The organism is Kitasatospora sp. NPDC058190, assembly GCF_042883685.1.
In the GTDB taxonomy this organism is placed as follows: domain Bacteria; phylum Actinomycetota; class Actinomycetes; order Streptomycetales; family Streptomycetaceae; genus Kitasatospora.
Genome location: NZ_JBHVVI010000128.1, coordinates 1 through 24,065, shown reverse-complemented (window position 1 = coordinate 24,065; position 24,065 = coordinate 1). Strand labels below are relative to the sequence as shown.

Annotated in this window: 20 protein-coding genes; 15 read left to right on the top strand and 5 right to left on the bottom strand. The window is 71.9% G+C overall.

Annotated features, from left to right (window positions below; genetic code table 11):
* Positions 1–117 precede the first annotated feature (117 nt).
* Positions 118–1,590 carry an endo-1,4-beta-xylanase gene (locus tag ACFVWU_RS37520; RefSeq protein ID WP_387629420.1) on the bottom strand — a complete coding sequence of 491 codons (1,473 nt, stop codon included), beginning with the start codon at positions 1,588–1,590 and terminating at the stop codon, positions 118–120.
* Between the two features lie 402 nt (positions 1,591–1,992).
* Between ACFVWU_RS37520 and ACFVWU_RS37515 the strand changes: the two genes are divergently transcribed.
* Positions 1,993–4,002, top strand: coding sequence for a glycoside hydrolase family 6 protein (locus ACFVWU_RS37515; protein WP_387629418.1), 2,010 nt, complete (start codon positions 1,993–1,995; stop codon positions 4,000–4,002).
* Positions 4,003–4,060: 58 nt separating this feature from the next.
* Positions 4,061–5,563: a cellulase family glycosylhydrolase gene (locus tag ACFVWU_RS37510; RefSeq protein WP_387629415.1), complete on the top strand. Its 1,503-nt coding sequence runs from the start codon at positions 4,061–4,063 to the stop codon at positions 5,561–5,563.
* On the opposite strand, the gene ACFVWU_RS37505 is transcribed toward ACFVWU_RS37510, so the two are convergent.
* Complete coding sequence (locus ACFVWU_RS37505) at positions 5,564–6,598, bottom strand: LacI family DNA-binding transcriptional regulator (protein WP_387629413.1); 1,035 nt, start codon at positions 6,596–6,598, stop codon at positions 5,564–5,566. It lies immediately after the preceding gene.
* Between the two features lie 238 nt (positions 6,599–6,836).
* Between ACFVWU_RS37505 and ACFVWU_RS37500 the strand changes: the two genes are divergently transcribed.
* The 7 genes from ACFVWU_RS37500 (at position 6,837) to ACFVWU_RS37470 (ending at position 14,115) form a co-directional block, all read left to right on the top strand.
* On the top strand, positions 6,837–8,207 hold the full coding sequence (locus tag ACFVWU_RS37500) for an ABC transporter substrate-binding protein (protein WP_387629410.1): 1,371 nt from the start codon (positions 6,837–6,839) through the stop codon (positions 8,205–8,207).
* A gap of 92 nt (positions 8,208–8,299) precedes the next feature.
* The gene (locus ACFVWU_RS37495; RefSeq protein ID WP_387629407.1) at positions 8,300–9,283 is read left to right on the top strand and encodes a carbohydrate ABC transporter permease; all 984 of its coding nucleotides are present in this window, start codon (positions 8,300–8,302) and stop codon (positions 9,281–9,283) included.
* A 6-nt stretch (positions 9,284–9,289) separates the two neighbouring features.
* Positions 9,290–10,147 (top strand): carbohydrate ABC transporter permease, encoded by an 858-nt coding sequence (locus ACFVWU_RS37490; protein ID WP_387629404.1) that lies wholly within the window; start codon positions 9,290–9,292, stop codon positions 10,145–10,147.
* A gap of 41 nt (positions 10,148–10,188) precedes the next feature.
* Positions 10,189–11,652: a glycoside hydrolase family 1 protein gene (locus ACFVWU_RS37485; protein WP_387629401.1), complete on the top strand. Its 1,464-nt coding sequence runs from the start codon at positions 10,189–10,191 to the stop codon at positions 11,650–11,652.
* 121 nt (positions 11,653–11,773) lie between these two features.
* Positions 11,774–12,778 (top strand): LacI family DNA-binding transcriptional regulator, encoded by a 1,005-nt coding sequence (locus tag ACFVWU_RS37480; protein WP_387629399.1) that lies wholly within the window; start codon positions 11,774–11,776, stop codon positions 12,776–12,778.
* Positions 12,779–12,964: 186 nt separating this feature from the next.
* Positions 12,965–13,885, top strand: coding sequence for an NADP-dependent oxidoreductase (locus tag ACFVWU_RS37475; RefSeq protein WP_387629397.1), 921 nt, complete (start codon positions 12,965–12,967; stop codon positions 13,883–13,885).
* Positions 13,882–14,115, top strand: coding sequence for an ATP-binding protein (locus ACFVWU_RS37470; protein WP_387629423.1), 234 nt, complete (start codon positions 13,882–13,884; stop codon positions 14,113–14,115). Before ACFVWU_RS37475 ends, ACFVWU_RS37470 begins: the two co-directional genes overlap by 4 nt.
* On the opposite strand, the gene ACFVWU_RS37465 is transcribed toward ACFVWU_RS37470, so the two are convergent.
* The 3 genes from ACFVWU_RS37465 to ACFVWU_RS37455 all read right to left on the bottom strand — a co-directional run bounded on the left by ACFVWU_RS37465 (position 14,088) and on the right by ACFVWU_RS37455 (position 17,802).
* The gene (locus ACFVWU_RS37465) at positions 14,088–15,119 is read right to left on the bottom strand and encodes an ABC transporter permease (RefSeq protein WP_387629395.1); all 1,032 of its coding nucleotides are present in this window, start codon (positions 15,117–15,119) and stop codon (positions 14,088–14,090) included. The genes ACFVWU_RS37470 and ACFVWU_RS37465 overlap by 28 nt on opposite strands.
* Positions 15,103–16,674, bottom strand: coding sequence for a sugar ABC transporter ATP-binding protein (locus tag ACFVWU_RS37460; RefSeq protein WP_387629393.1), 1,572 nt, complete (start codon positions 16,672–16,674; stop codon positions 15,103–15,105). Before ACFVWU_RS37460 ends, ACFVWU_RS37465 begins: the two co-directional genes overlap by 17 nt.
* 75 nt (positions 16,675–16,749) lie before the next feature.
* Entirely contained in the window at positions 16,750–17,802 is a 1,053-nt protein-coding gene (locus ACFVWU_RS37455; protein WP_387629390.1) for a sugar ABC transporter substrate-binding protein, read from the bottom strand.
* A gap of 353 nt (positions 17,803–18,155) precedes the next feature.
* On the opposite strand from ACFVWU_RS37455, the gene ACFVWU_RS37450 reads away from it, so the two are divergent.
* The 6 genes from ACFVWU_RS37450 to ACFVWU_RS37425 form a co-directional block, all read left to right on the top strand.
* Positions 18,156–19,007 carry a fumarylacetoacetate hydrolase family protein gene (locus tag ACFVWU_RS37450; RefSeq protein ID WP_387629387.1) on the top strand — a complete coding sequence of 284 codons (852 nt, stop codon included), beginning with the start codon at positions 18,156–18,158 and terminating at the stop codon, positions 19,005–19,007.
* 11 nt (positions 19,008–19,018) lie between these two features.
* Positions 19,019–20,356 carry an L-fuconate dehydratase gene (locus tag ACFVWU_RS37445; protein ID WP_387629385.1) on the top strand — a complete coding sequence of 446 codons (1,338 nt, stop codon included), beginning with the start codon at positions 19,019–19,021 and terminating at the stop codon, positions 20,354–20,356.
* Entirely contained in the window at positions 20,353–21,117 is a 765-nt protein-coding gene (locus ACFVWU_RS37440) for an SDR family NAD(P)-dependent oxidoreductase (RefSeq protein WP_387629382.1), read from the top strand. The genes ACFVWU_RS37445 and ACFVWU_RS37440 overlap by 4 nt, the downstream gene beginning before the upstream one ends.
* Positions 21,114–22,112 carry an aldo/keto reductase gene (locus ACFVWU_RS37435; protein WP_387629379.1) on the top strand — a complete coding sequence of 333 codons (999 nt, stop codon included), beginning with the start codon at positions 21,114–21,116 and terminating at the stop codon, positions 22,110–22,112. The genes ACFVWU_RS37440 and ACFVWU_RS37435 overlap by 4 nt, the downstream gene beginning before the upstream one ends.
* On the top strand, positions 22,112–22,852 hold the full coding sequence (locus tag ACFVWU_RS37430; protein ID WP_387629376.1) for a (Fe-S)-binding protein: 741 nt from the start codon (positions 22,112–22,114) through the stop codon (positions 22,850–22,852). Before ACFVWU_RS37435 ends, ACFVWU_RS37430 begins: the two co-directional genes overlap by 1 nt.
* The coding region (locus ACFVWU_RS37425) for a lactate utilization protein B (protein ID WP_387629374.1) at positions 22,849–24,065 on the top strand (1,217 nt) is incomplete at its 3' end. The genes ACFVWU_RS37430 and ACFVWU_RS37425, both read left to right, overlap by 4 nt.

Genomic DNA, 24,065 nt, shown 5'->3' with positions numbered 1-24,065 from the left:
CGGGCCGTCGGGCCGTCGGGCCGTCGGGCCGTCGGGCCGTCGGGCCGTCGGGCCGGAAAGCAGTGCGGCCGGACGGTCCGGGGGCCCGGCGTCGTCCGGCCGCACTATTCCGCTGTGTCAGCCGAGCATCCACTGCTGGTTGCTGCGGCCGCTGCACGTCCACAGCTGGGCCAGGGCGCCGTCGGCGGTAGAGGCACCGGACACGTCCAGGCACAGGCCGGACTGGACGCCGGTGACGGTGCCGTCGGTGTTCAGGTGCCACTGCTGGTTGGCCTGGCCGTTGCACGGCCAGACGACCACCTTGGTGCCGGGGGCGGCGCCCTGCCCGGAGGCGTCCAGGCACAGCTGGCTGCCGCCGTTGACACTCAGCTGGTCGCCCGAGGTGTGCGTCCAGATCTGGTTGGTGCCGCCCCAGCAGCTGTAGATCTGCACCTGGGTGCCCGCCGTGGTCGAACCGTTCGGCACGTCCAGGCACTTGCCGGCACCGACCGCGTGCAACTCTCCCGTGGTGCCGCCGCCACCGCCGCCGGTGCTCGAACCGCCGAGGGCGGAGAGCGCCGCGTAGTAGGCCGGCTTGGACTGGTCGTTGCCGTCGTACATGGTGGCGGCGCCGGTTCCGGGGAAGGTGCCGGGGATCCAGGAGTGCGCGTCGTCGACGCCCCACTGGCTCACGCCCACGCAGCGGGAGACCGCCAGGCAGTCCCGGACCACGGCGGCGTAGTCGGTGGCCTGCTGCTGGAGCGCGGCGCCGGAGGCGGGGAGCTGGATCCGGTCGTCCAGTTCGGTGACGGCCACGTCCAGGCCCAGATTCGCGAAGCGCTGCAGGTTGGCCTGCATGTCGGCGGGGATCTGACCGAGGATGAAGTGGCTCTCGAACCCGATGCCGCCCAGCGGCACCCCCTGGGCGAGCAGCGACTGGGCCAGGCGGTAGAGGGCGTCGCTCTTCGCGTTCCCGCCCTCGATGCCGTAGTCGTTGATGTAGAGCTTGGCACCCGGGTCGGCGGCGTGCGCGGTGCGCAGCGCATCGGCGAGGTAGTCGGTTCCCATCGCCTGGTAGAACACGTCCGGGACGAGGGAGCCGTCGCCGTTGAAGGGCTCGTTGATCACGTCCCAGGCGTAGACCTGGCCCTTGTAGTGGGTGGCCTCGGTGGTGATGTGCGCCTCCATCGCGGAGCGCACCTGGTTCAGCGGCAGATTCGATACCCAGGACGGGAGTTGGTTCTGCCACACCAGGTTGTGGCCGCGCACCCGCGTGCCGTGCGCCCGGGCGAACTGCACGAGCTGGTCGCCCGGCCCGAAGTCGTACGAGCCGGGGGACGGTTCGGTGGTGTCCCACTTCATCTCGTTGCCCGGGGTCAGCATGTCGAACTGCGCCCCGGCGACGGCGGTCTCACCGCCGACGCCGAGGTCACCGTCCGTCAGCGCGGTGCCGAAGTACCGGCCGTCGGCTTCCGCCGCCACCTTCAACGTGCCGCCGGCCGCCGCGGCCGGGGTCGTCGCGGCCAGCGCGCCGGTCGCGAGCACCAGCGCCAGGACCACCGCGGCGGACCAGGCGTGGTGAAGTCCGATCAGGATCCTTCGAAGAGGCATGGTCGACCTCCAGAGTCGCTCCAGGGGGAGGTGCACATCCGTGCTGCCGGCGGGTCGTGGCGCACGGGCGATGACGGCGGTGGGGCCGTCGGTTCGGGGGAACGGGAGCACGGCGGCGGCCGTCCGGCAGACGGCGCCCGGTGGGTTGTGCTCCCGCGGCTAGGTAACTCGGAGTGTGCGGGACCCGTCAATACGCCATTGAATGTTTCGTAGATGTTTCGGAAATCCAGGCTCGGCGGCGTGTAAGTTACAGCGGCTTTTGGGAGCGCTCCCGCGCCTATTGACGGCCTTTCTCAGGCCCTGGCTTGATGTGAAGGGGATCGCCGCGCCCCAAGTGGGCGCGTTCCCACCCGATTTCAGCGATCCCGTCAGGAATCCCCACCCATCCGAAAGGACCCGGACGTGCCCCATCCCGTCCTGCGTCGCCTGCGCACGGTAGCGGCCGCCACGCTGCTCGGCGCCACCGGCCTGCTGCCGAGCATCGGAGCCGCCACTCCCGCACACGCCACCCCCGCGCATGCGGCCTCCGTCCACGTCGCCAACCCGTTCGCCGGTGCGACCGGCTACCTCAACCCCGACTTCGCGGCCGAGGTCAAGGCCCAGGCCGCCTCCGACGGCGGCGCCCTGGGCGGTCTCGAGTCCCAGGTCGCCGCCAACCCCACCGCCGTCTGGATGGACCACATCGGCGCGATCGCCGGCGACGCCAACCACCTCGGCCTCCAGGCCCACCTGGACCACGCGCTCGCCCAGCAGCAGGGAACCACGCCGGTCGTCTTCCAGGTCGTCATCTACGACCTGCCGGGGCGGGACTGCGCCGCACTCGCCTCCAACGGTGAACTCCCCGCCACCGCAGTCGGGTTGGCCACGTACGAGACGCAGTACATCGACCCGATCGCGGCTGTCCTGGCCAACCCGAAGTACGCCGGCATCCGGGTCGCGGCCGTCATCGAGCCGGACTCGCTGCCCAACGCCGTGACCAACCAGTCCAAGCCGGCCTGCGCCACCGCCACCCCGTACTACGAGGCGGGCATCGAGTACGCGCTCAACAAGCTGCACGCGATCCCCAACGTGTACGACTACCTGGACATCGGCCACGCGGGCTGGCTCGGCTGGTCCAACAACATGGTGCCGGCGGGCCGGGAGTACGCCAAGGTCGCCCAGGCCACCACCGCCGGGTTCGCCGGCATCGACGGCTTCATCAGCGACACCGCCAACACCACGCCGCTCTCCGAGCCGTTCCTCCCCGACGCCGAGCTCACCGTCGGCGGGCAGCCGCTCAAGTCGGCCAACTTCTACCAGTACAACCCCGAGTTCGACGAGCACCACTACGACACCGCGATGTACGCCACCCTGGTGTCCAACGGGTTCCCGAGCAGCATCGGCATGCTGGTCGACACCTCCCGCAACGGCTGGGGCGGCTCCGCCCGGCCCACCGCACTCAACTCCGGCCCCACCACGGTGGACGCGTACGTCGCGGCCAACAAGGTCGACCAGAAGCACTTCCGGGGCAGCTGGTGCAACATCAACGGCGCGGGCATCGGCGCCCGTCCGCAGGCCGAGCCGTACGGCGCGGGCAGCCCGATCATCGCGTTCCTCTGGGTCAAGCCGCCGGGCGAGTCGGACGGCGACTACCCGACCGCCTCCCACCCCCACGGCGACCCGCACTGCGATCCGAACGGCACCCAGACCGACGGCAACGGCAACACCTACCCCACCGACGCCATCCCCGGTGACAACATCCCGGCCGGGCAGTGGTTCCCCGCCCAGTTCCGGCAGTTGGTGCAGAACGCCTACCCGGCGTTCGGCGGCTCCGGCGGCAGCACCGGCCCGACCGCGCCGAGCGGACTGACCGTCACCGGCACCACCAGCAGCAGCGTGTCGCTCAGCTGGACGGCGTCCACCGACCCGACCGGCGTGACCGGCTACTCGGTGTACCGGAACGGGGCCAAGGTCGCGACCGTGACCGGCACGAGCTACACCGACTCCGGGCTCTCGCCCGCCACCGGCTACCAGTACACCGTCATCGCGCAGGACGCGGCCGGCAACGTCTCCCCCGCCTCCGCGGCGGTGACCGGCACCACGGCGGCGGCGTCGGGCGGCGGCGGCAGCAGCGGCTGCTCCGCCGGCTACGCGGTCGGCAATGACTGGGGCAGCGGCTTCACGGCCAATGTGACCGTTGCCAACACGGGCCGCACGGCGACCAAGTCATGGACGGTCACCTGGAGTTGGGGCGGAAGCCAGCAGATCACCAACAGCTGGAACGCCACCACGGCCCAGAGCGGCGCCGCGGTGACGGCCGCCAGCCAGGCCTACAACGGCGCGCTGGCGCCGAACGCCACCACCAGCTTCGGCTTCCAGGCGACCTACTCGGGCGGCAACACCGCTCCGACCCTGACCTGCACCGCCAGCTGACCTCACCCGGCCGGGGCCGCGCCGACGGCCCCGGCCCCCCACTCCCGAGGATCTCCGCATGCCCCGAACCGCCCCTCCCCGAACCGTCCCCGCCCGCACCGCCGCGCTCGCGGCCGCCACCGCCGCGTGCGCCGCCCTGGCGCTGCTCCCCCTCACCGCCTCGGCGGCCCCCACCGCCGGCCTGTCCTGCGACGTGAGTTACGCCGTCAACGACTGGGGCGGCGGCTTCACCGCCAACCTCACCATCACCGACACCGGCACCACCGCCATCAGCGGCTGGACCCTCGGCTACGCCTACACCGGCAACCAGACCCTCCAGAACGGCTGGAACGGCACCTGGACCCAGACCGGACAGGCCGTCACCGTCACCAACCCCGGCTACGCCCCCACCATCAACCCCGGCGCCAGCTACACCACCAGCGCCAACTTCGCCTACACCGCCACCAACACCGCCCCCACCACCTTCAGCCTCAACGGCACCCCCTGTGGCCCGCAGTCGAGCCCGTCGCCGAGCCCCACCCCCACCACGACGCCCACTCCGCCGCCGAGCGGGCCCGCCCCGGCCGTGCACGTCTCGGGCAGCACGCTGGCGAAGGCCGACGGCACCCCGATCACCCTCCACGGGGTCAACCGCTCCGGGGCCGAGTTCATGTGCGTCCAGGGACACGGCATCTTCGACGGCCCGGCCGACCAGGCCTCCGTCACCGCGATGAAGGCCTGGCGCGTCAACGCCGTCCGCGTGCCGCTCAACGAGGACTGCTGGCTCGGCCACTCCAACGTCGACCCCGCCTATGCCGGACCGGCCTACATCGACGCGGTGCGCGGCTACGTCGACCTGCTGCACCGCAACGGCCTGGTGGCCGTCCTGGACCTGCACTGGACCGACGGGGCGTACACCGGACCGTCCGCCGGCTGCTCCGACGCCAACGCCACCTGCCAGAAGCCCATGCCGGACGCCGCCGGCGCGCTCCCGTTCTGGACCTCGGTGGCGCAGACCTTCAAGGGCGACGACGCGACCGTCTTCGACCTGTTCAACGAGCCGTACCCGTCACGCGCGACCGGGAGCGAGGCCAGTGGCTGGGCCTGCTGGCGGGACGGCGGCAACTGCCCCGGAATCGGCTTCCAGGTCGCCGGCATGCAGGCGATGGTCGACGCGGTGCGTTCGACCGGCGCGGACAACGTCCTGATGCTGGGCGGCCAGGAGTACGCCAACGACCTCACCCAGTGGGCCGCTCACCAACCGGCCGATCCCCTGCACAACCTGGCTGCCTCCTGGCACTCGTACAACTTCAACACCTGCAGCACCGGCTCCTGCTGGGACGCGCAGATCGGCCCGCTGGCAGCCCGTGTACCCGTCGTAACGGGAGAGTTGGGCGAGAACGACTGCGCGCACGGCTACCTGGACTCCCTACTGCCGTGGCTGGACCAGCACGGCGTCTCCTACCTCGCCTGGGCCTGGAACACCTGGGACTGTCGCAGCGGCCCGGCGCTGATCAGCTCCTACGACGGCACGCCGACGGCCTTCGGCGCCGGCTACCGCGCCCACCTGGCCGGCGGGTAGTCACGCCGACTCCCGCACCACCAGTTCCGTCGGCAGAACCATCTGCCGACGGAACCGGCCCGGCTGGGCGATCTCCTTGAGCAGCAGCTGGACCATCAACCGCCCCATCTCCTCGGTCGGTTGACGCACACTGGTGAGCGGCGGCTCGGTGTTCCGGGCCACCACGGAGTCGTCGAAGCCGATCACGGCGACGTCCTGCGGCACCCGCCGGCCCGCCTCCCGCAGCGCCCGCAGCGCACCCGCCGCCGTCAGGTCCGAGGCACAGAACACCGCGTCCAGGCCGGGCCGGCGGGCGAGCAGTTCCCGCATGCCCTCGCGTCCGCCGCGCTCCGTGAAGTCCCCGTGGGCGACGAGTCCCTCGTCAGCCGCCACCCCGGCCTCGGCGAGCGCCTGTCGGTAGCCGGCCAGGCGCGCCGCGGCGCCCTCCATGTCGAGCGGCCCGGTGACGGTCCCGATGGCCGTCCTGCCCCGGGCCAGCAGGTGCCGGACGGCCGCTCGGGCACCGCCCGCGTTGTCGGCGTGCACGTAGCTCAGCGGCTCCTGCACCGAGCGGCGGCCGCCCAGCACGGCGGGCAGTTCCAGCCGCTCCAGCAACTCGGGGAGCGGATCGTCCTCGTGCACCGAGACCAGCAGGACGCCGTCCACCCGGCGGGCGGTGAGGTAGCGGGTCAGCCGTTCCCGCTCGTGTTCGTCGCGCACCAGCACCAGCAGCAACTGCAGGTCGGACTCCGCGAGTTCGGCGGAGACTCCGGTGATGATGTCGGAGAAGTAGGGTTCGGAGCTCAGTTTCGCGACGCTCTCCGGGATGACCAGTGCGACCGCGTCGGTCCGGGAGGTGACCAGGGAGCGGGCCGCCTGATTGGGGACGTAGCCGAGTTCCGCGATGGCCTGCTCGACCGCCGCGCGGGCCTTGGCGCTCACCTTGGGCGAGCCGTTGACGACCCGGGACACCGTACCCCGGCCCACTCCGGCCCGCGCTGCCACCGCCTCCAGGGTGGGGCGGACAGCGGGCTGCTGCTGGGCGGCACGGCTCATGATCGGTCTCCCGGCGGACGACGGACGGCGGCAGCTGCGGCAACCGCGCCGAGGACGGTCGGACGACACCGTCCGGTAACGGAGCCGGTGCACGCCCTTGACACGCCCCGCGCGGCGAAGCAATCTTCCCACATCGCAGTGGGAGCGCTCCCACCTCGCGCCCCACCCAGTTCCGAGCACCGCCGGCCGCCAGTTGCGCGGCGCAGCCATGGACCAGCCTGGACAAGGAGATTCGGCCATGCGGAACCCCGGCACCACCCACGGCGGCAGAGCCACCGCCATCCTTCCCGTACGCGACGCGCGCAAGGCCCGCAAGGCCCGCAAGCCGCTGCTGAGCGCCGCGGCCGCCGCCCTGTGTGCCCTGCTGGTCGCCGGCTGCGACAGCTCCGGCTCCGCCACCACCGCGGCCCCCGGCACCAAGATCACCCTGACCGTCGGCGACTACGGCACCTTCGGCTACAAGGAGGCCGGCCTGTTCGACGCGTACATGCGGGAGCACCCCGACATCACCATCGTGGAGCACACCGTCGAGCAGGAGACCGACTACTACCCCGCCCTGCAGACCCACCTCGCCTCCGGCAGCGGTCTGGACGACATCCAGGCGGTCGAGGTCGGCCGGATCGCCCAGGTGGTGAAGAAGCAGGCAAACAAGTTCGTCGACCTCGGCAAGGCCGACGGGGTCGACAGGAACGCCTTCCTGCCATGGAAGTCGCAGCAGGCCACCGCCTCGGACGGCCGCACCATCGGCCTGGGCACCGACATCGGCCCGATGGCGATCTGCTACCGCAAGGACCTGTTCCAGCAGGCCGGCCTGCCCACCGACCGCGAACAGGTAGCCAAGCTCTGGCAGGGCGACTGGGCCAAGTTCGTCGAGACCGGCAAGCAGTACCAGGCCAAAGCACCCGCCGGCACCTTCTTCACCGACTCCGCCGGCGGTCTGTTCAATGCCGTGGTGTCCTCCAGCACCACGCAGTACGACAACGGCGGCGGCCAGCTGGACTACAAGAACAGCCCCAGCGTCAAGACCGCCTGGAACCTGGCCACCGGTGCGGTCCAGGCCGGAATCAGCGCCGGCCTCCAGCAGTTCGACACACCCTGGTACCAGGCGTTCGCCAACTCCAGGTTCGCCACGGTCGCCTGCCCGTCCTGGATGACCGCCATCGTCGCCGACAAGTCCGGGAGCGCCAACAAGGGCAAGTGGGACATCGCCACCGCCCCGGCCGCCGGCAACTGGGGCGGTTCCTTCCTCGCCGTACCGAAGGCCGGCAGGCACCAGAAGGAGGCCGAGGCGCTCGCCGCCTGGCTCACCGCACCCGCGCAACAGGCCAAGGTCTTCACCACGGTCGGCAACCTGCCCTCCAACCTCAATGCGCTGAGCCGACCTGAGGTGCAGAACGCCAAGCTCGACTTCTTCGGCGACACGCCCACCGGCCAGATCTACGCCGCCACCGCGCAGTCCATCCAGCCGACCGTGATCGGCGAGTGGGACGGCCTGGTCAAGGACACCCTCACCAACGGCGCCCTGCTCAGCATCGAACAGCACCAGAGCGACCCCGCCAAGGCGTGGAGCAACGCGGTCAAGGAGATCGACGACAAGGTCAGCGACTGACGGCCGGCCCCGGCCGGCCGCCCGCCCCGGCCCCCGCCCGGCCGGGACGGAAGCGGGATGGGCCGGCCCCGTTCTCCAGAGAGGTCACCACCATGCTCGACGAGGCCGTCCCGGCCACCGCCCCCGGCCCGCCACGCCCCGCTCCCCCACCGCCCCGCCCCTGGCACGCCCGGCTCTACCGGTGGGACCTGAAGGCCTCGCCGTACCTGTACGTCGCGCCGTTCTTCGTCTGCTTCGTGGCGTTCGGCCTGTTCCCGCTGATCTACACGGGCTGGGTGTCACTGCACAGCGTCGACCTCCAGGCGCCCGACCAGATGCAGTGGCGCGGCTTCGACAACTACACCCGGCTGCTCCATGACGACCTGTTCCGCAACGCCCTGCGCAACACCGTCACCATCGGTGTGCTGTCCACCGTGCCGCAGTTGCTGATGGCCCTCGGTCTGGCGCACCTCCTCAACTACCGCCTGCGCGGCCGGGGCTTCTTCCGGATCGCGATGCTCGCGCCCTACGCGACCTCGATCGCGGCGGCGACCCTGGTGTTCACGCTGCTGTTCGGGCGGGACTACGGAATGATCAACTGGCTGCTGGGCCACCTGGGCCTGGGCCACGTCGACTGGGAGGGCGGCACCTGGAGCTCCCAGATCGCCCTCTCCACGATCGTCACCTGGCGCTGGACCGGCTACAACGCCCTGATCTACCTCGCCGCCATGCAGGCCGTCCCGCACGACCTGTACGAGGCGGCGGCGCTCGACGGCGCCAACCGGTGGCAGCAGTTCCGGCACGTCACCGTGCCGTCCATCCGGCCCACCATCCTGTTCACCATCGTGGTCTCCGGCATCGGAGCCACCCAACTCTTCGGCGAACCACTGCTGTTCGGCGGCGGTGCGACCGGTCACAGCGGCGGCTCGGCCCACCAGTACCAGACCCTCGGACTGTACCTGTACGACCAGGGCTGGTACGCCTTCCACCTCGGCCGGGCCGCCGCCGTGGCCTGGACGATGCTGCTGATCCTGCTGGCCATCGGCGCGCTCAACCTCACCCTGGTCCGCATCCGCCGCGCCCGGAACGGGGGTTGAGCAACGATGGCCGTCAACCTGGGACGACGTGCGGGAGCGCGGGGCCTCACCGGGGCCGGACCGTTCACGTACGCGGTACTGATCGTCGTCGCCGTCCTGTCCCTCTTCCCGCTGTACTGGACCCTGGTCGGCGCGTCGACCTCCGGCAGCCGGATCGCGCAGACCCCGCCTCCCCTGCTGCCCGGCGGGAGCCTGTGGCACAACCTCGACATCGCCTGGAACCAGGTCCACATGGGCCGGGCGCTGCTCAACTCGGTGGTGGTGGCGGGCTGCGTGACCGCCAGCACGGTGCTGTTCGCGACCCTGGCCGGCTTCGCCTTCGCCAAACTGCCGTTCCGGGGCCGCAACGCCCTGCTGAGCCTGGTGGTGGCGACCATGACCGTGCCCGCCCAGCTGAGCGTCATCCCGCTGTACCAGATCATGGCCCGGCTGCACTGGACCGACCGCCTGCAGTCGGTGATCCTGCCCAATCTGGTGGCCGCGTTCGGGGTGTTCTTCATGCGGCAGTTCCTGTCCGAGGCGTTGCCGATCGACCTGGTCGAGGCGGCCCGGGTGGACGGCGCGAGCAGCCTGCGGATCCTGTGGAGCGTGGTGCTGCCGGTCGCCCGGCCCGGGATGGCCGTGCTCGGCATGCTGGTCTTCGTGCAGTCCTGGAACGACTTCTTCTGGCCGCTGATCGCGCTGAGCCAGAGCAATCCCACCGTCCAGGTCGCGCTGGCCGGCCTCGGCGGCGGCTCGTACGACTCCGACCAGGCCGTCATCCTCACCGGCTCGCTGCTCGGGACGGCACCCCTGCTGCTGGTGTTCGCCCTGCTGGGCAGGCAGGTCGTCGGCGGCATCACCGCCGGCGCCGTCAAGAACTGATGACTCGTCAATTTTCTTCGCAAGAACTGGAGAAGCCAGCCATGACTTCCGCACGAACCGGGGCTTCCCCGGCCGACACCTCCGCAGCGGCCTTCCCCGCCGACTTCCTCTGGGGAGCCGCGACGGCCGCGTACCAGATCGAGGGGGCCGTCGACGTGGACGGCCGGACGCCCTCGATCTGGGACACCTTCAGTCGGACCCCGGGACGGACGGCCGGTGGCGACACCGGCGACCGCGCCACCGAGCACTACCGCCGCTACCGGCAGGACGTCCGACTGATGAGCGAACTGGGCCTGGGCGCCTACCGGTTCTCGGTGTCCTGGCCTCGGGTGCAGCCGACCGGACGCGGGCGGGCCGTCGAACAGGGCATGGACTTCTACCGGCGGCTGGTGGACGAGTTGCTGGAGCACGGCATCGAGCCCGCGGTGACCCTCTACCACTGGGACCTCCCACAGGAGTTGGAGGACCTCGGAGGCTGGCCGTCCCGCGACACCGCGGAACGGTTCGCGGACTACGCCGCGCTGGTGGCGGACGCACTCGGCGACCGGGTGGGCATCTGGACCACCCTCAACGAACCCTGGTGCTCGGCCTTCCTCGGTTACGGCTCCGGGGTGCACGCCCCGGGCCGTGCCGACTGGACGGCCGCCCTGCGCACCGCCCACCACCTCAACCTCGGCCACGGCCTCGCGGTCGAGGCGCTGCGCTCGGCGCTGCCCCGGGACGCGCGGATCGCCGTGTCGCTCAACCTGCACGAGGTGCGGCCGCTCACCGGGTCCGCCGCGGACCGTGAGGCCGCCCGCCGGATCGACGCGGTGGGCAACCGCGTCTTCACCGGACCGATGCTGAACGGTGGCTACCCCGCCGACCTGATCGTCGACACGGCACACCTGGTCGACTGGCCGGAGTTGATCCACGACGGCGACCTGACCACGATCGCCCGGCCGATCGATCTGCTCGGCGTCAACTACTACACCCCCACCGTGGTTTCGGCCCTGCCGGAGGGACTTGACCCGAACTCCGCGGCCGCGGGCGACGCGGGCCACGGCGACGGCGCCCAGTCCCCCTTCGCCGGCTGTGCCGACGTGCTCTTCCACCACGCACCCGGCCGGCGCACCGCCATGGGCTGGCCGATCGACCCGACCGGCCTGACCGACCTGCTGCTGCGCCTCCACCGCGAACACCCCGGGCTGCCGTTGATGGTCACCGAGAACGGCGCCGCCTTCGACGACCGGCTGACGCCGGAGGGCGCGGTGCACGACCCGCAGCGCATCGACTACCTGCGCGGACACCTCGACGCCGTCCGACGGGCGATCGCCGCCGGCGCGGACGTGCGGGGCTACTTCCTCTGGTCGCTGATGGACAACTTCGAGTGGGCGTACGGCTACGGCAAACGGTTCGGTCTGTACTACGTCGACTACGCCACCCAGGCCCGGATCGCCAAGGACAGTGCCCGGTGGTACGCGGAGGTGATCCGTCGGGGCACGCTGCCTGACCTGCGCGAGTGAGGGCGTCGGATCCCTTGACGCTGGTCGTTCAACGGACGAAGCTGGCAGCGGTGGGTGGACCGGCGCGCGCGATGAGTTCGGGGTGCAGTTCCCGTGTCGAGGATCGATCCAGGACGGCCCCATGTCCCAGCCCTTCCACAGCAACGCCCCCGCTCCGACACTGGCCGAGGTCGCCCGTCGGGCCGGAGTCTCCATCGCGACCGCCTCCCGAGTGCTGAACCGTTCCGCCCGGGTCTCCACCGACGTGGCGGCCCGGGTGGAACAGGCGGCGCGCGAGTTGGCGTACGTCCGCCGTCGGGCGCCCAGTGCCCGGGAGACCGGCGTGGTGGCCGTCGTGGTCTTCGCCGATCCGGCGCAGCACCACGCGGACGCCTTCCCGGTGCGGCTGCTGGCCGGGCTGCGGCGCTCCCTGCCGGGCGCGGAGCGGGAGTTGGCCGTGTTCACGGTGCCCAAGCGCTCCCGGAGGCCACCGCTGGTGCGCTACCTGTGCGGCGGCCACGTCGACGGTGTGCTGCTGGTCGGCCCCTGGGGGGACACCGCGCTCATCCGGCTGCTGCACGCGGCCAGGGTCCCCGTGGTGTCGCTGGGCCGACCGTCGGAGCCGGGCACGGTGGCGTTCGTGGACGCGGACAACCTCACCGGCGCCCGGGACGCGGTGCGGCGGCTGTGCGCGTCCGGGCGCCGCTCGGTTGCCACCATCGCCGGGCCACCGGACACCGCCGCCGGCTCGGACCGGCTGGCCGGCTACCACCAGGCGATGGCGGCGATGGTCGCGGTCCGGCCCGCCGTGGCGTACGGCGACTTCAGCAGCGCCTCCGGCGAGCACGCGATGCAGTGGTTGCTGGACCAGCGCCCCGATCTGAACGCGGTCTTCGCCGCCTCCGACCAGATGGCCGCGGGAGCCCTCAGGACCTTGCGTCGGCACGGCCTACGGGTGCCCGAGGACGTGGCGCTGATCGGCTTCGACGACGCACCCGTCGCGTCGCGGTGCCGCCCGGGCCTGACCACCGTCCGCCAGCCGGTGGAGGAACTCGGTTCCCGAGCCCTGGAGTTGTTGCTGCGCAACCCGGCACACGGCGAATCGGTGGTGCTCCCCACCCGGCTGGTCATCCGGGCGTCGGGCTGAACGCGCCGCACTCGTTCCCCGTGGGGTGCGCCGGGTCCTCGGCCTCCGCGACGGCCCGGCCCCGAAGCGCTCCGACGGCGGTGCGAAGGTGCCGGGCACCCGTCGTCGACATAGCGTGGCCGACGGCGCCCGCCCACCCGGTGGCGGTGCGCGAAGCCACAGCACCGGTTCCTTGGAGGTCAGTTCATGCGCGCGGTGACCTACGACTCGTACGCCCCGGACAACTCCCGGCTGCGGTACGGCGAGGTGCCCGACCCGAAGGTCGGCCCCGGCCAGGTGCTGATCCAGGTCCGGGCGGCCTCCGTCAACCCGGTCGACTGGAAGGTCATGGCGGGCGGTCTGGACGGCATGATGGACACGGTCTTCCCCGTCGTCCCCGGCTGGGACGTGGCCGGCGTGGTCACCCGCACCGGTCCCGACACGCCCGAGTTCGTCCCCGGGGACGAGGTGATGGCCTACGCCCGCAAGGACGTGGTGCAGGCCGGCACCTTCGCCGAGTACGTCGCGGTCGCCGCGCCCGCGGTGGCACGCAAGCCCGCCGGCCTCGACTGGGCGCAGGCGGCCGGGCTGCCGCTGGCCGGCCTCACCGCGCTGCGCAGCCTGGACCGGCTCGCGGTCGGCCCCGCCGACGTGCTCCTGGTGCACGGCGCCGCCGGCGGCGTGGGCAGCCTCGCGGTGCAGCTCGGCCGCGACCGCGGGGCCCGGGTGATCGGCACCGCCTCCGAGCGCAACCACGCATTCGTCCGCGAGCTGGGCGCCGAACCGGTGACGTACGGGGACGGCCTCACCGAGCGGGTGCGTGCGCTGGCGCCCGGCGGCGTGTCGGCCGTCGCGGACTTCGTCGGCGGCCAGCTGGAGACGACGCTGGCCGTGCTCGCCGACGGCGGGCGGCACGTCTCGATCGCCGACCCGGGAGTGTCGCAACACGGCGGCCACTGGATCTGGGTCCGCCCGGACGGCGCGAAACTCGCCGAACTCGCGGCGGCGGTCGACCGCGGCGTACTGACCGTGGAGGTCGCCGGGACCTTCCCGCTGGAGCGAACGGGTGAGGCCTTCGACGCCAGCCGCACCGGGCGCACCCGCGGGAAGCTGGTCGTCGTCCCGTGACCTCCCCACCCCCGCTGCCGGGAGCGCGGGTCGCGGAGGCCCGACCTGGGCCCCGCGGCTGGGGCCTGATGATCGTCGCCCAGCTCACCCAGGACTGGGGCACCCGGCACACCACCGACGGCAAGACGATCTGGTGCGCCCAGACCCTCGATCCGTCGGAACTCCCTTCCAGCACTGTGCGGTCGGCGAGGAGTCGCTCGGGCTACTCCTGCTTCTCGCCGGAGGCGTAGCGGGAGATGATCAGCGCGATGATGATGATCGCGCCGTTGAGGAACTGGTTCCACAGCGGCGGAACGCCGGCGAGGGTCATGACGTTGACCACGAGCTGGAGGGTGAGGACGCCGGTGAGGGCCCCGAAGAGGGTGCCGCGGCCCCCGTTGAGGCTGACGCCGCCGATGACGGTGGCGGCGAAGACCTGGAAGATCCAGCCGTTGCCCTGGTCGGCGGAGATCGAGCCGTAGTGGCCGGTGTAGAGGATGCCGGCGAAGGCCGCGAGCAGGCCGCCGAGGATCAGCACGGCCCAGACGATCCGGTCGACGCGGATGCCCGCCGCCCGGGCGGCCTCCGCGTTGCCGCCGATCGCGTAGAGGGCGCGGCCGTGCCGCAGCCAGGCGAGGGCGCAGCCGCCGATCAGGAAGAGCAGGGCGCAGATCCAGATCGCGGCCGGGACGCCGAGCCAGCTCGCGCTGCCGAGGTAGCGGAAGGAGTCGGGCACGTTGACGATGGACTGCCCCTGGGAGACGGCGACTTGGAGGCCGCGCAGCAGCGTGAGCGCGCCGAGGGTGACGATGAAGCCGTTGAGGCGCAGCTTGAGGATGAGGAAGCCGTTGATCGCGCCGATGAGCGCGCCGACCAGCAGGCACAGCGGGATGGCGGTCCAGGTGGGGAAGAGCCCGAGGCCGTTGAAGCGGGCGCCGTGGTCGGGCAGGACGAGCCAGACGGCGATCACCGGGGCGACGCCGATGGTGGACTCCAGGGAGAGGTCCATCCGCCCGGCGATCAGGATGAGCGCCTCGGCGAGGACCAGCAGGCTCAGTTCGGTGGCCTGCTGGCCGACGCCGAGGAGGTTGTCGGAGGTGAGGAAGGCGGGCGAGACCACGAAGCCGATGACGCCCAGCACGAGCAGGACCGGGACGAGCGACAGGTCGCGGTAGCGGGCGAGGTCGAAGCGGCGACCGGCGGGGGCGGCGACCGTCGCGCCGGGGAGGTCGGGGAGCTCAGTGGTGGGAGTCATGGTCTTCCTTCGGGTCGGTCGGGCCGGTCATGCCCTCCATGGCCGCGACCAGTTGTTCGTCGCTCCAGCCGGGTTCGAACTCGGCGACGACGCGGCCGTGGAACATGGCCAGCACGCGGTCGCAGGCCCGTAGGTCGTCGAGTTCGTCGGAGACGATCAGGGCGGTCCTGCCTTCGTCGGCGACCTGGCGGATGGTGCCGAGCAGGGATTCCTTGGACTTGATGTCGACGCCGTTGGTCGGGCGGATGGCGACCAGGACGTGGGGCCGGGTGGCGAGCGCGCGGGCGATGACGACCTTCTGCTGGTTGCCACCGGACAGCACGGACACCGGAGTGGCCGGTCCCGGGGTCTTGATGTCGAGGTCGTCGATCATGCGCTGGGCGAAGCCGCGGGTGCGTGAGGGCAGGACGGTGCCGTACGGGCCGAGCTGGTCGGTGACGGTGAGGGTGGCGTTCTCGGCGACGCTGCGTTGGGGTACCAGGCCTTGGACGTGCCGGTCCTCGGGGACGAATCCGATGCCGGCCGCGAGCGCGGCGGGCACCTTGCCGGTGCGCACCGGGCGCCCGGCGACGGTGACCCGCCCGGTCTGGGGTCGGTGCAGGCCCGCGAGGGTCTCGCCGAGTTGCACGTTGCCGCTGGCGGCGGCGCCGGCCAGGCCGACCACCTCGCCGGGCCGGGCGGTCAGGTCGACGTCCCGGTAGCGGCCGGCCAGGCTGAGGCCGGTGACGTCGAGCAGCGGCGCGCCGTCCGGGAGCGCTCGACCGGTCACCGACCAGCTGGGCTCCGTGCCGCGGGAGGTCTCGCCGGTCATCGCCTCCACCAGGGCCTGCTGGTCGAGGTCGGCGACCGGGGCGGTGACGATGTGCCGGGCGTCGCGGTAGACCGTGACGGTGGTGCAGAGCTCGTAGACCTCCTGGAGGTGGTGCGAGATGAACAGGAAGGCGACGCCCTGCCGTTGGAGTTCGCGCAGTTTGTCGAAGAGCCGGCCGATCCCGCGGGCGTCGAGCTTGGCGGTGGGCTCGTCCAGGATGATGAACCGGGCGCCGAAGGACAGGGCCCGGGCGATCTCCACGAACTGGCGCTGCTCGACGGTGAGGTCCTCGGCGCGGGCCGTCGGGTCGACGTCCACGCCGTACTCGGCGAGCAACTCGCTCGCACGCGAGCGCAGTCGCCTCCAGCTGATCGGGCGCAGCGCACCGGCGCTCTGCCGGTCGGGGCTGTGCCTGTTCAAGAAGAGGTTCTCGGCGACGGTCAGCGCGGGGATGACGGTGGAGCGCTGGTAGACGCACGCGACCTTGGAGCGCCAGGCGTCGGTGTCGCCGGGCGCGGGGGCGGGTTCGCCGTCGAAGCGCAGGATGCCGGTGTCGGGGTCCTGCAGTCCGGTGAGGATCGAGACGAGGGTGGACTTGCCCGCGCCGTTGCGGCCGACCAGGGCGTGCGATTCGCCGGGGGCGACGGAGATGCGGGCGTCGCTGAGGGCGACGGTGGCGCCGAAGCGCTTGCTGATCCCGTCGGCCTCGACGACGGGGCCCCGGACGGGGCTGGGGTCCGCCATGGCGGGGTGTCCTCTCCACGAGCCCCGTGAGCGGGCGGCCAGGGGGCTTGCCGCGTCTGCTCACGGGGGCTTGGGTCACTGGCCGACGTTGTTGCCCCACAGGGACTTGTCATCGACGTTGTCCTTGGTCACCAGCGGCGCGGGGAGCTGGTCCTCCAGGCCGTTGGGCAGGGAGATGATGGTGGACTGGTGGTCGGTGGGGCCGGGCTGGAAGGTCTTGCCCTCGGCGGCGGCCTGCGCGTAGGACAGCGCGTACTTGGCGTAGAGGTCGGCGGGCTGGGAGACGGTGGCATCGATGTCGCCCTTGCGGATGGCGTCGAACTCCTGCGGGATGCCGTCGTTGGAGACGATGGCGATGTGTCCCGGCTGGCCGGCCGGCTTGAGCAGGCCCTTCTGCTGGAGCAGGGCGAGGGTCGGCTGGAGGAACACGCCGCCGGCCTGCAGGTAGATGCCACCGAGGTCGGCGTCGGCGGCCAGCGTGGACTGGAGCTTCGCGGAGGCGACGTCCCCCTTCCAGTCGGTGGCCAGCTCGATCACCTGGATGCCGGGGAACTTCTCCTTCATGCAGGCGGCGAAGGCCTCGGAGCGGTCGCGGCCGTTGATGGAGCTCAGCGCGCCCTGGAGTTCGGCGACCTTGCCCTTGCCGCCGAGCTGCTGACCGAGGAATTCGCAGGCCTTGGTGCCGTAGGCCTTGTTGTCGGCACGGACCACCATGTAGACGTTGCCCTTGTCGGGGCGGGTGTCGACGCTGACGACCGGGATCTTCTTGGCGGCCAGCCGGTCGAGGGTGGAGGCGATCGCGCCGGTGTCCTGCGGAGCCATGACGACGGCCTTGGCGCCGGTGTTCTGGAAGACCTGGACGTTGGCGACCAGCTTGGTCACGTCGTTCTGCGAGTTGCTGACCGGCAGGGTGTTCAGTCCCTGGGAGGAGGCGTCCTGCTTGACGTACTGCGCGTAGGAGTTCCAGAAGTCGGAGTCCGCGCGCGGCAGGTCGATGCCGATCGCCGGCTTGCCGCCGCCGGATCCGGAGGAGGTCGAGTCGCTGCCGCGGTTGCAGGCCGTGGCGAACCCCGCCAGGACGGCCACGGTGGCGGCCGTGGCCGCGATTCTGGAGGAGCGGAGCTTCATGGTGCTGGTCTCCTTGGCTGGGAAGGCCGGCGCCCCTGTGGGGCGGGGTGGGAGGCGGATCACAGAGAAAGCGACCGGGCATCCGGGAGAAGACATCGGATGGCTTGTGGTGCCGAGGACTCTACGAGCCGGGCATCCGACTGACAAGAGGAAACCTCGGATGATTTCGAACCGTGATTCGCGGCCATCACAGCGGCCCGACACGGGCGCCAAGGATCTTCCTGACCTGGACAGTTGAGCTGACCAGCCAGCAGGTGACGGGTAAACATCGGAGGAATCCTTGCGGCGCCCGATGAGGCCTCGTATGGTCATGGCACCACGGATACATCCGATGTGTTGATGGGAGCCACCACATGAAGCTGCTGCGACTCGGCGGGCCGGGAGCGGAGACGCCGGCCGTCCTCGACGAGGACGGCGCGACCTTCAGCCTCGCGGGCGTGACCGACGACATCGACGGCGCCTTCCTCGCCTCCGGCGGGATCGACCGGGTCCGGGCCGCCCTGGCCGAGGGCTCGCTGCCCGCCCTGGACCCGACAGGTCTGCGGGTCGGGCCGCCCGTCGCCCGTCCCGGCAAGGTGGTCTGCATCGGCCTCAACTACCGTGACCACGCCGAGGAGACCGGGGCGGCCGTCCCCGAGCGGCCGGTGGTCTTCCTGAAGGACCCGTCCACCGTCGTCGGCCCCTTCGACCCCGTGCTGATCCCGCGTGGCTCGGTGAAGACCGACTGGGAGGTGGAACTCGCCGTCGTCATCGGCAGCGAGGCCCGCTACCTGGCCGACCCGGCGGAGGCGCCGGAGTGCGTCGCGGGTTACACGATCAGCAACGACGTCTCCGAGCGGGAGTTCCAGCTGGAGTTCTCCGCCCAGTGGGACCTCGGCAAGTCCTGCGAGAGCTTCAACCCGCTCGGCCCCTGGCTGGTGACTCCGGACGAGGTGGGCGACCCGCAGGACCGGGGACTGCGCCTGGCGGTCAACGGCGAGCCGCGCCAGGACGGCAGCACCAAGAACATGATCTTCGACGTCGCCTACCTGGTCTGGTACCTGAGCCAGTACATGGTGCTGCGCCCCGGCGACGTCATCAACACCGGTACCCCGGCCGGCGTGGCCCTGGGCCTGCCCGGCACCCCCTACCTGCGCGCGGGCGACACCGTCGAGCTGTCCATCGACGGCCTCGGCACCCAGCGCCAGACCTTCCGCAACGCGTGAGAGGCATCCCCTTGTCCGCAACCACAGCGCGGATCACCGCCGTCGACACCTATGACGTCCGCTTCCCCACCTCGCGGGAGCTGGACGGGTCCGACGCGATGAATCCGGACCCCGACTACTCCGCCGCCTACGTCGTCCTGCGGACCTCCGAGGGCGGCCACGAGGGCCACGGCTTCACCTTCACCATCGGTCGCGGCAACGACATCCAGGTGGCCGCCATCGACGCGCTCCGCCCGCACGTCCTCGGACGCCCGGTCGCCGAGCTGTGCGCCGACCCCGGCTCGCTCTACCGCGACCTGATCGGCGACAGCCAACTGCGCTGGCTGGGCCCGGAGAAGGGCGTGATGCACATGGCCATCGGGGCCGTCGTCAACGCCGTCTGGGACCTCGCCGCCAAGGAGGAGGGCAAGCCGCTCTGGCAGCTGCTCGCCGACGCCGACCCCGAGTGGCTCGTCTCCCAGATCGACTTCCGCTACATCGCCGACGCCCTCGACCCGGCGGAGGCACTGGAGCTGCTGCGGCGCGGAAAGCAGGGCGCCGACGAACGCGCCGCCGCGCTGCTCCGTCGGGGCTACCCCGCCTACACCACCTCCCCGGGCTGGCTGGGCTACGACGACGAGAAGCTCACCCGCCTCGCCCGTGAGGCCGTGTCGGACGGCTTCCGGCAGATCAAGCTGAAGGTCGGCGCCGACCTCGCGGACGACATCCGCCGCTGCCGGGCCGCCCGCGCGGCCGTCGGGCCTGACATCCGGATGGCCATCGACGCCAACCAGCGCTGGAACGTGGCCGAGGCCGTCGAATGGACCAAGGCGCTCGCGGAGTTCGACCCGTACTGGATCGAGGAGCCCACCAGCCCCGACGACGTGCTGGGGCACGCGGCGATCCGACGGCAGGTCAGCCCGGTCAAGGTCGCCACCGGCGAGCACGTGCAGAACCGCATCGTCTTCAAGCAGCTGCTCCAGGCCGGCGCCATCGACGTCCTCCAGCTGGACTCGGCGCGGGTCGGCGGCGTCAACGAGAACCTCGCCATCCTGCTACTCGCCGCGAAGTTCGGCGTCCCGGTCTGCCCGCACGCCGGCGGCGTGGGCCTGTGCGAGCTCGTCCAGCACCTGTCCATGTTCGACTACGTGGCGCTCACCGGCACCACCGAGGACCGCGTCATCGAGTTCGTCGACCACCTCCACGAGCACTTCCTCGACCCGGCGGTCGTCACCGACGGCCACTACCGGGCCCCCACCGCGCCGGGATTCTCGGCGGCCATGCACCAGGCCTCGCTGGACACCTACCACTACCCCCACGGCTCCTTCTGGGCCGAGGAGTTGGCGCAACCGCAGGAGGCGATCGCATGACGACGGCGGAACTGGCCGGACTCACGGCGCTCGTCACCGGCGGGGCCTCCGGGATCGGCCTGGCCACCGCCACCCTGCTCGCCGAGCGCGGCGCGCGGGTGGCCGTCCTGGACCTCGCCCCGCAGGCGGTGCAGGCGCCGCTGCTGGGCTTCACCGCCGACGTCGGCGACGACACCTCGGTGTCCGGTGCCGTCCAGGCGGCGGCGGAGGCGCTCGGCGGGATCGACATCCTGGTCAACAACGCGGGCGTCGGCGCGATCGGGACCGTCGAGGACAACCCGGACGAGCAGTGGCACCGCGTCCTCGACGTCAACCTGCTCGGCGTCGTCCGCACCACCCGGGCCGCCCTGCCGTACCTGCGCCGCTCGGCCCGGGCCGCGGTGGTCAACACCTGCTCCATCGCCGCCACCGCCGGCCTGCCGCAGCGCGCGCTCTACTCGGCCAGCAAGGGCGCCGTCCTGTCGCTCACCCTGGCCATGGCCGCCGACCACGTCCGCGAGGGCATCCGGGTCAACTGCGTCAACCCCGGCACCGTGGACACCCCCTGGGTCGGCCGGCTGCTGGACGCCGCCGACGACCCGGCCGCCGAGCGCGCCCAGCTGGGCGGCCGTCAGCCGCACGGACGCCTGGTCACCGCCGAGGAGGTGGCCGCCGCCATCGCCTACCTGGCCTCCCCGGCCGCCGGAAGCACCACCGGCACGGCGCTGCAGGTCGACGGCGGGATGGCGGGCCTGCGGCTGCGCCCGGAGGCCAGGTCGTGATCCCGCGCCGCCGCGCCCTGGGGCGCAGCGAGGTGGAGGTCGGTGAACTCGCCTTCGGCGCGGCGGGCATCGGCAACCTGTTCACCCCGGTGACCGACGCCGACGCCGAAGCCGCCGTCGCCGCCGCCTGGGAGTCGGGCGTGCGGTACTTCGACACCGCCCCGCACTACGGCCTGGGCCTGTCCGAGCGGCGGCTCGGCCGGGCCCTGCGCGGCCGCCCCAGGGACGAGTACGTCCTCTCCACCAAGGTCGGCCGACTGCTGCGTCCGGCCCCGGAGCCGGGCGGCGACGACCTCGCCCACGGCTTCGCCGTGCCCGCCACCCACCGCCGGATCTGGGACTTCAGCGCCGTGGGCGTCCGCCGCTCGATCGAGGACAGCCTGGAACGGCTCGGACTGGACCGGATCGACGTCGTCTACCTCCACGACCCCGACGACCACGCGGAGCAGGCGCTCACCCAGGCGTACCCGGAGCTGGCACGGCTGCGCGCCGAAGGGATGGTCGGCGCGATCGGCGTCGGGATGAACCAGGCCGAGCTGCTCGCCCGCTTCATCCGCGAGACCGACGTCGACGCCGTCCTGCTGGCCGGCCGCTACAGCCTGCTCGACCAACGCGGACTCGCCGAACTGCTGCCGCTGGCCGCCGAACGCGGCGTCGGTGTCGTCATCGGCGGCGTCTTCAACTCCGGTCTGCTCGCCGACCCCCGCCCCGGTGCCACCTTCGACTACGCCGCCGCGCCCGAGGAGTTGCTCGCCCGCGCCCTCGACCTCAAGGCCGTCTGCGAGAAGCACGGCGTGCCGCTGCGCGCCGCGGCGCTGCGCTTCCCGTTCGGGCACCCCGCGGTGGCGAGCGTCCTGGTCGGCACCCGCAACGCCGCCGAGGTGCGGGACGCCGCCGCCATGCTCCGGCGCCGCGTCCCGGACGACCTGTGGGCGGAGCTGAAGGAGCGCGGGCTGCTCCCGCCGGGCGTCCCGACCCCGCAGGAGGCGCACTGATGCGCGTCGCGCTGTTCATCACCTGCTTCAACGACACCATGTTCCCCGAGACCGGCCGCGCCGTGGTGACCGTCCTCGAACGGCTCGGCCACACCGTCGCGTTCCCGCAGGAGCAGACCTGCTGCGGGCAGATGCACGTCAACACCGGCTACCGTACGGACGCCGTCCCGCTGATGGCCCGGTTCGCGCGCACCTTCGCCGCGTACGACGCGGTCGTCACCCCCTCCGCGTCCTGCGCCGGGCTGGTCCGGGAGCACCACCCCGCCCTCGCCGAGGGGTACAGCCCCCCGCAGCTGCGCCGACAGGTCGCCGAACTGGCGCCCCGGGTCCACGAGTTCACCGAGTTCCTGACCGACGTCCTCGGCGTCACGGACGTCGGCGCCCGCTTCCCGCACCGCGTCACCTACCACCCCACCTGCCACTCGCTGCGCGCACTGCGCCTCGGCGACCGGCCGCAGCGGCTGCTGCGCGCGGTCGAGGGCCTCGACCTGGTCGAGCTCCCGGCCGCCGACTCGTGCTGCGGCTTCGGCGGCACCTTCGCCGTCAAGAACGCCGCGACCTCCGGCGCGATGCTCGCCGACAAGGTCGGGGCGGTGCGGGAGACGGGCGCCGAGGTGCTGTGCACGGTCGACAACTCCTGTCTGATGCACATCGGCGGCGGGCTGTCCCGGCAGGCCACCGCGGTGCGGACCATGCACCTGGCCGAGATCCTGGCCACCACCGAAGGAGGACGCCCGTGACCACCCCGGTCGACCGCGGAGTGGTGTGGCTGGGCTCGCCGTCCTTCCCGGACGCCGCCCGCGAGGCCCTCGGGGACACCCGGCTGCGGGCCAACCTGAAGCGGGCCACGACCGTCATCCGCGACAAGCGCCTCGCCGTCGCCTCGGAGCTGGACGACTGGGAGGAGCTGCGCACCGCCGCCGACGCGATCAAGACCCGTACTCTGCGCCATCTCGACCACCACCTGGTGCGGTTGGAGGAGTCGGTCACCGCCGCCGGCGGGACCGTCCACTGGGCCGCCGACGCCGCCGAGGCCAACCGCATCGTCACCGAACTGGTCCGGGCCACCGGCGAACGGGAAGTCGTCAAGGTCAAGTCCATGGCGACCCAGGAGATCGGCCTCAACGAGGCGCTGGCCGCGGCCGGCATCACCGCCTACGAGACCGACCTCGCCGAACTCATCGTCCAGCTCGGCGACGACCGCCCCTCCCACATCCTGGTCCCGGCGATCCACCGCAACCGGACCGAGATCCGCGAGCTGTTCGCCGAGCGGATGGGCGAGTGGGGGCAGCCGGCTCCCGAAGGACTGGGTGACGACCCCGCCGAACTCGCCGAGGCCGCCCGTCGGCACCTGCGGCAGAAGTTCCTCCGCGCCAAGGTCGCCGTCTCCGGTGCCAACTTCGCCGTCGCCGACACCGGCACCGTCGTCGTGGTGGAGTCCGAGGGCAACGGCCGGATGTGCCTCACCCTGCCCGAGACCCTGATCACCGTGATGGGCATCGAGAAGGTCGTCCCCACCTGGGCCGACCTGGAGGTGTTCCTCCAGCTGCTCCCCCGCTCCTCCACCGGCGAGCGGATGAACCCGTACACCTCCACCTGGAGCGGCACCACGGAGGCCGACGGCCCGTCGGAGTTCCACCTCGTCCTGCTCGACAACGGTCGCACGGACACCCTCGCCGACACCGTCGGCCGCCAGGCCCTGGCCTGCATCCGCTGCTCCGCCTGCCTCAACGTCTGCCCGGTCTTCGAACGCACCGGCGGGCACGCCTACGGCTCCGTCTACCCCGGGCCGATCGGCGCCGTGCTGACCCCGCAGCTGGTCGGCGTCGGCAGTGACATGAGAAGCAGTGCCGCCAGCCTGCCGTTCGCCTCCACGCTGTGTGGCGCCTGCTACGACGCCTGCCCAGTGAAGATCGACATTCCGAAGCTGCTGGTGCACCTGCGGGCCTCGGC

What these genes read in the sequence shown, in the direction of transcription:
- ACFVWU_RS37475 (WP_387629397.1), top strand. Translation starts at nt 12,965, where the DNA reads ATGCGCGCGGTGACCTACGACTCGTACGCCCCGGACAACTCCCGGCTG.
- ACFVWU_RS37440 (WP_387629382.1), top strand. Translation starts at nt 20,353, where the DNA reads ATGACGACGGCGGAACTGGCCGGACTCACGGCGCTCGTCACCGGCGGG.
- ACFVWU_RS37485 (WP_387629401.1), top strand. Translation starts at nt 10,189, where the DNA reads ATGACTTCCGCACGAACCGGGGCTTCCCCGGCCGACACCTCCGCAGCG.
- ACFVWU_RS37430 (WP_387629376.1), top strand. Translation starts at nt 22,112, where the DNA reads ATGCGCGTCGCGCTGTTCATCACCTGCTTCAACGACACCATGTTCCCC.
- ACFVWU_RS37505 (WP_387629413.1), bottom strand. Translation starts at nt 6,598, where the DNA reads ATGAGCCGTGCCGCCCAGCAGCAGCCCGCTGTCCGCCCCACCCTGGAG.
- ACFVWU_RS37450 (WP_387629387.1), top strand. Translation starts at nt 18,156, where the DNA reads ATGAAGCTGCTGCGACTCGGCGGGCCGGGAGCGGAGACGCCGGCCGTC.
- ACFVWU_RS37465 (WP_387629395.1), bottom strand. Translation starts at nt 15,119, where the DNA reads ATGACTCCCACCACTGAGCTCCCCGACCTCCCCGGCGCGACGGTCGCC.
- ACFVWU_RS37510 (WP_387629415.1), top strand. Translation starts at nt 4,061, where the DNA reads ATGCCCCGAACCGCCCCTCCCCGAACCGTCCCCGCCCGCACCGCCGCG.
- ACFVWU_RS37455 (WP_387629390.1), bottom strand. Translation starts at nt 17,802, where the DNA reads ATGAAGCTCCGCTCCTCCAGAATCGCGGCCACGGCCGCCACCGTGGCC.
- ACFVWU_RS37495 (WP_387629407.1), top strand. Translation starts at nt 8,300, where the DNA reads ATGCTCGACGAGGCCGTCCCGGCCACCGCCCCCGGCCCGCCACGCCCC.
- ACFVWU_RS37460 (WP_387629393.1), bottom strand. Translation starts at nt 16,674, where the DNA reads ATGGCGGACCCCAGCCCCGTCCGGGGCCCCGTCGTCGAGGCCGACGGG.
- ACFVWU_RS37500 (WP_387629410.1), top strand. Translation starts at nt 6,837, where the DNA reads ATGCGGAACCCCGGCACCACCCACGGCGGCAGAGCCACCGCCATCCTT.
- ACFVWU_RS37490 (WP_387629404.1), top strand. Translation starts at nt 9,290, where the DNA reads ATGGCCGTCAACCTGGGACGACGTGCGGGAGCGCGGGGCCTCACCGGG.
- ACFVWU_RS37480 (WP_387629399.1), top strand. Translation starts at nt 11,774, where the DNA reads ATGTCCCAGCCCTTCCACAGCAACGCCCCCGCTCCGACACTGGCCGAG.
- ACFVWU_RS37520 (WP_387629420.1), bottom strand. Translation starts at nt 1,590, where the DNA reads ATGCCTCTTCGAAGGATCCTGATCGGACTTCACCACGCCTGGTCCGCC.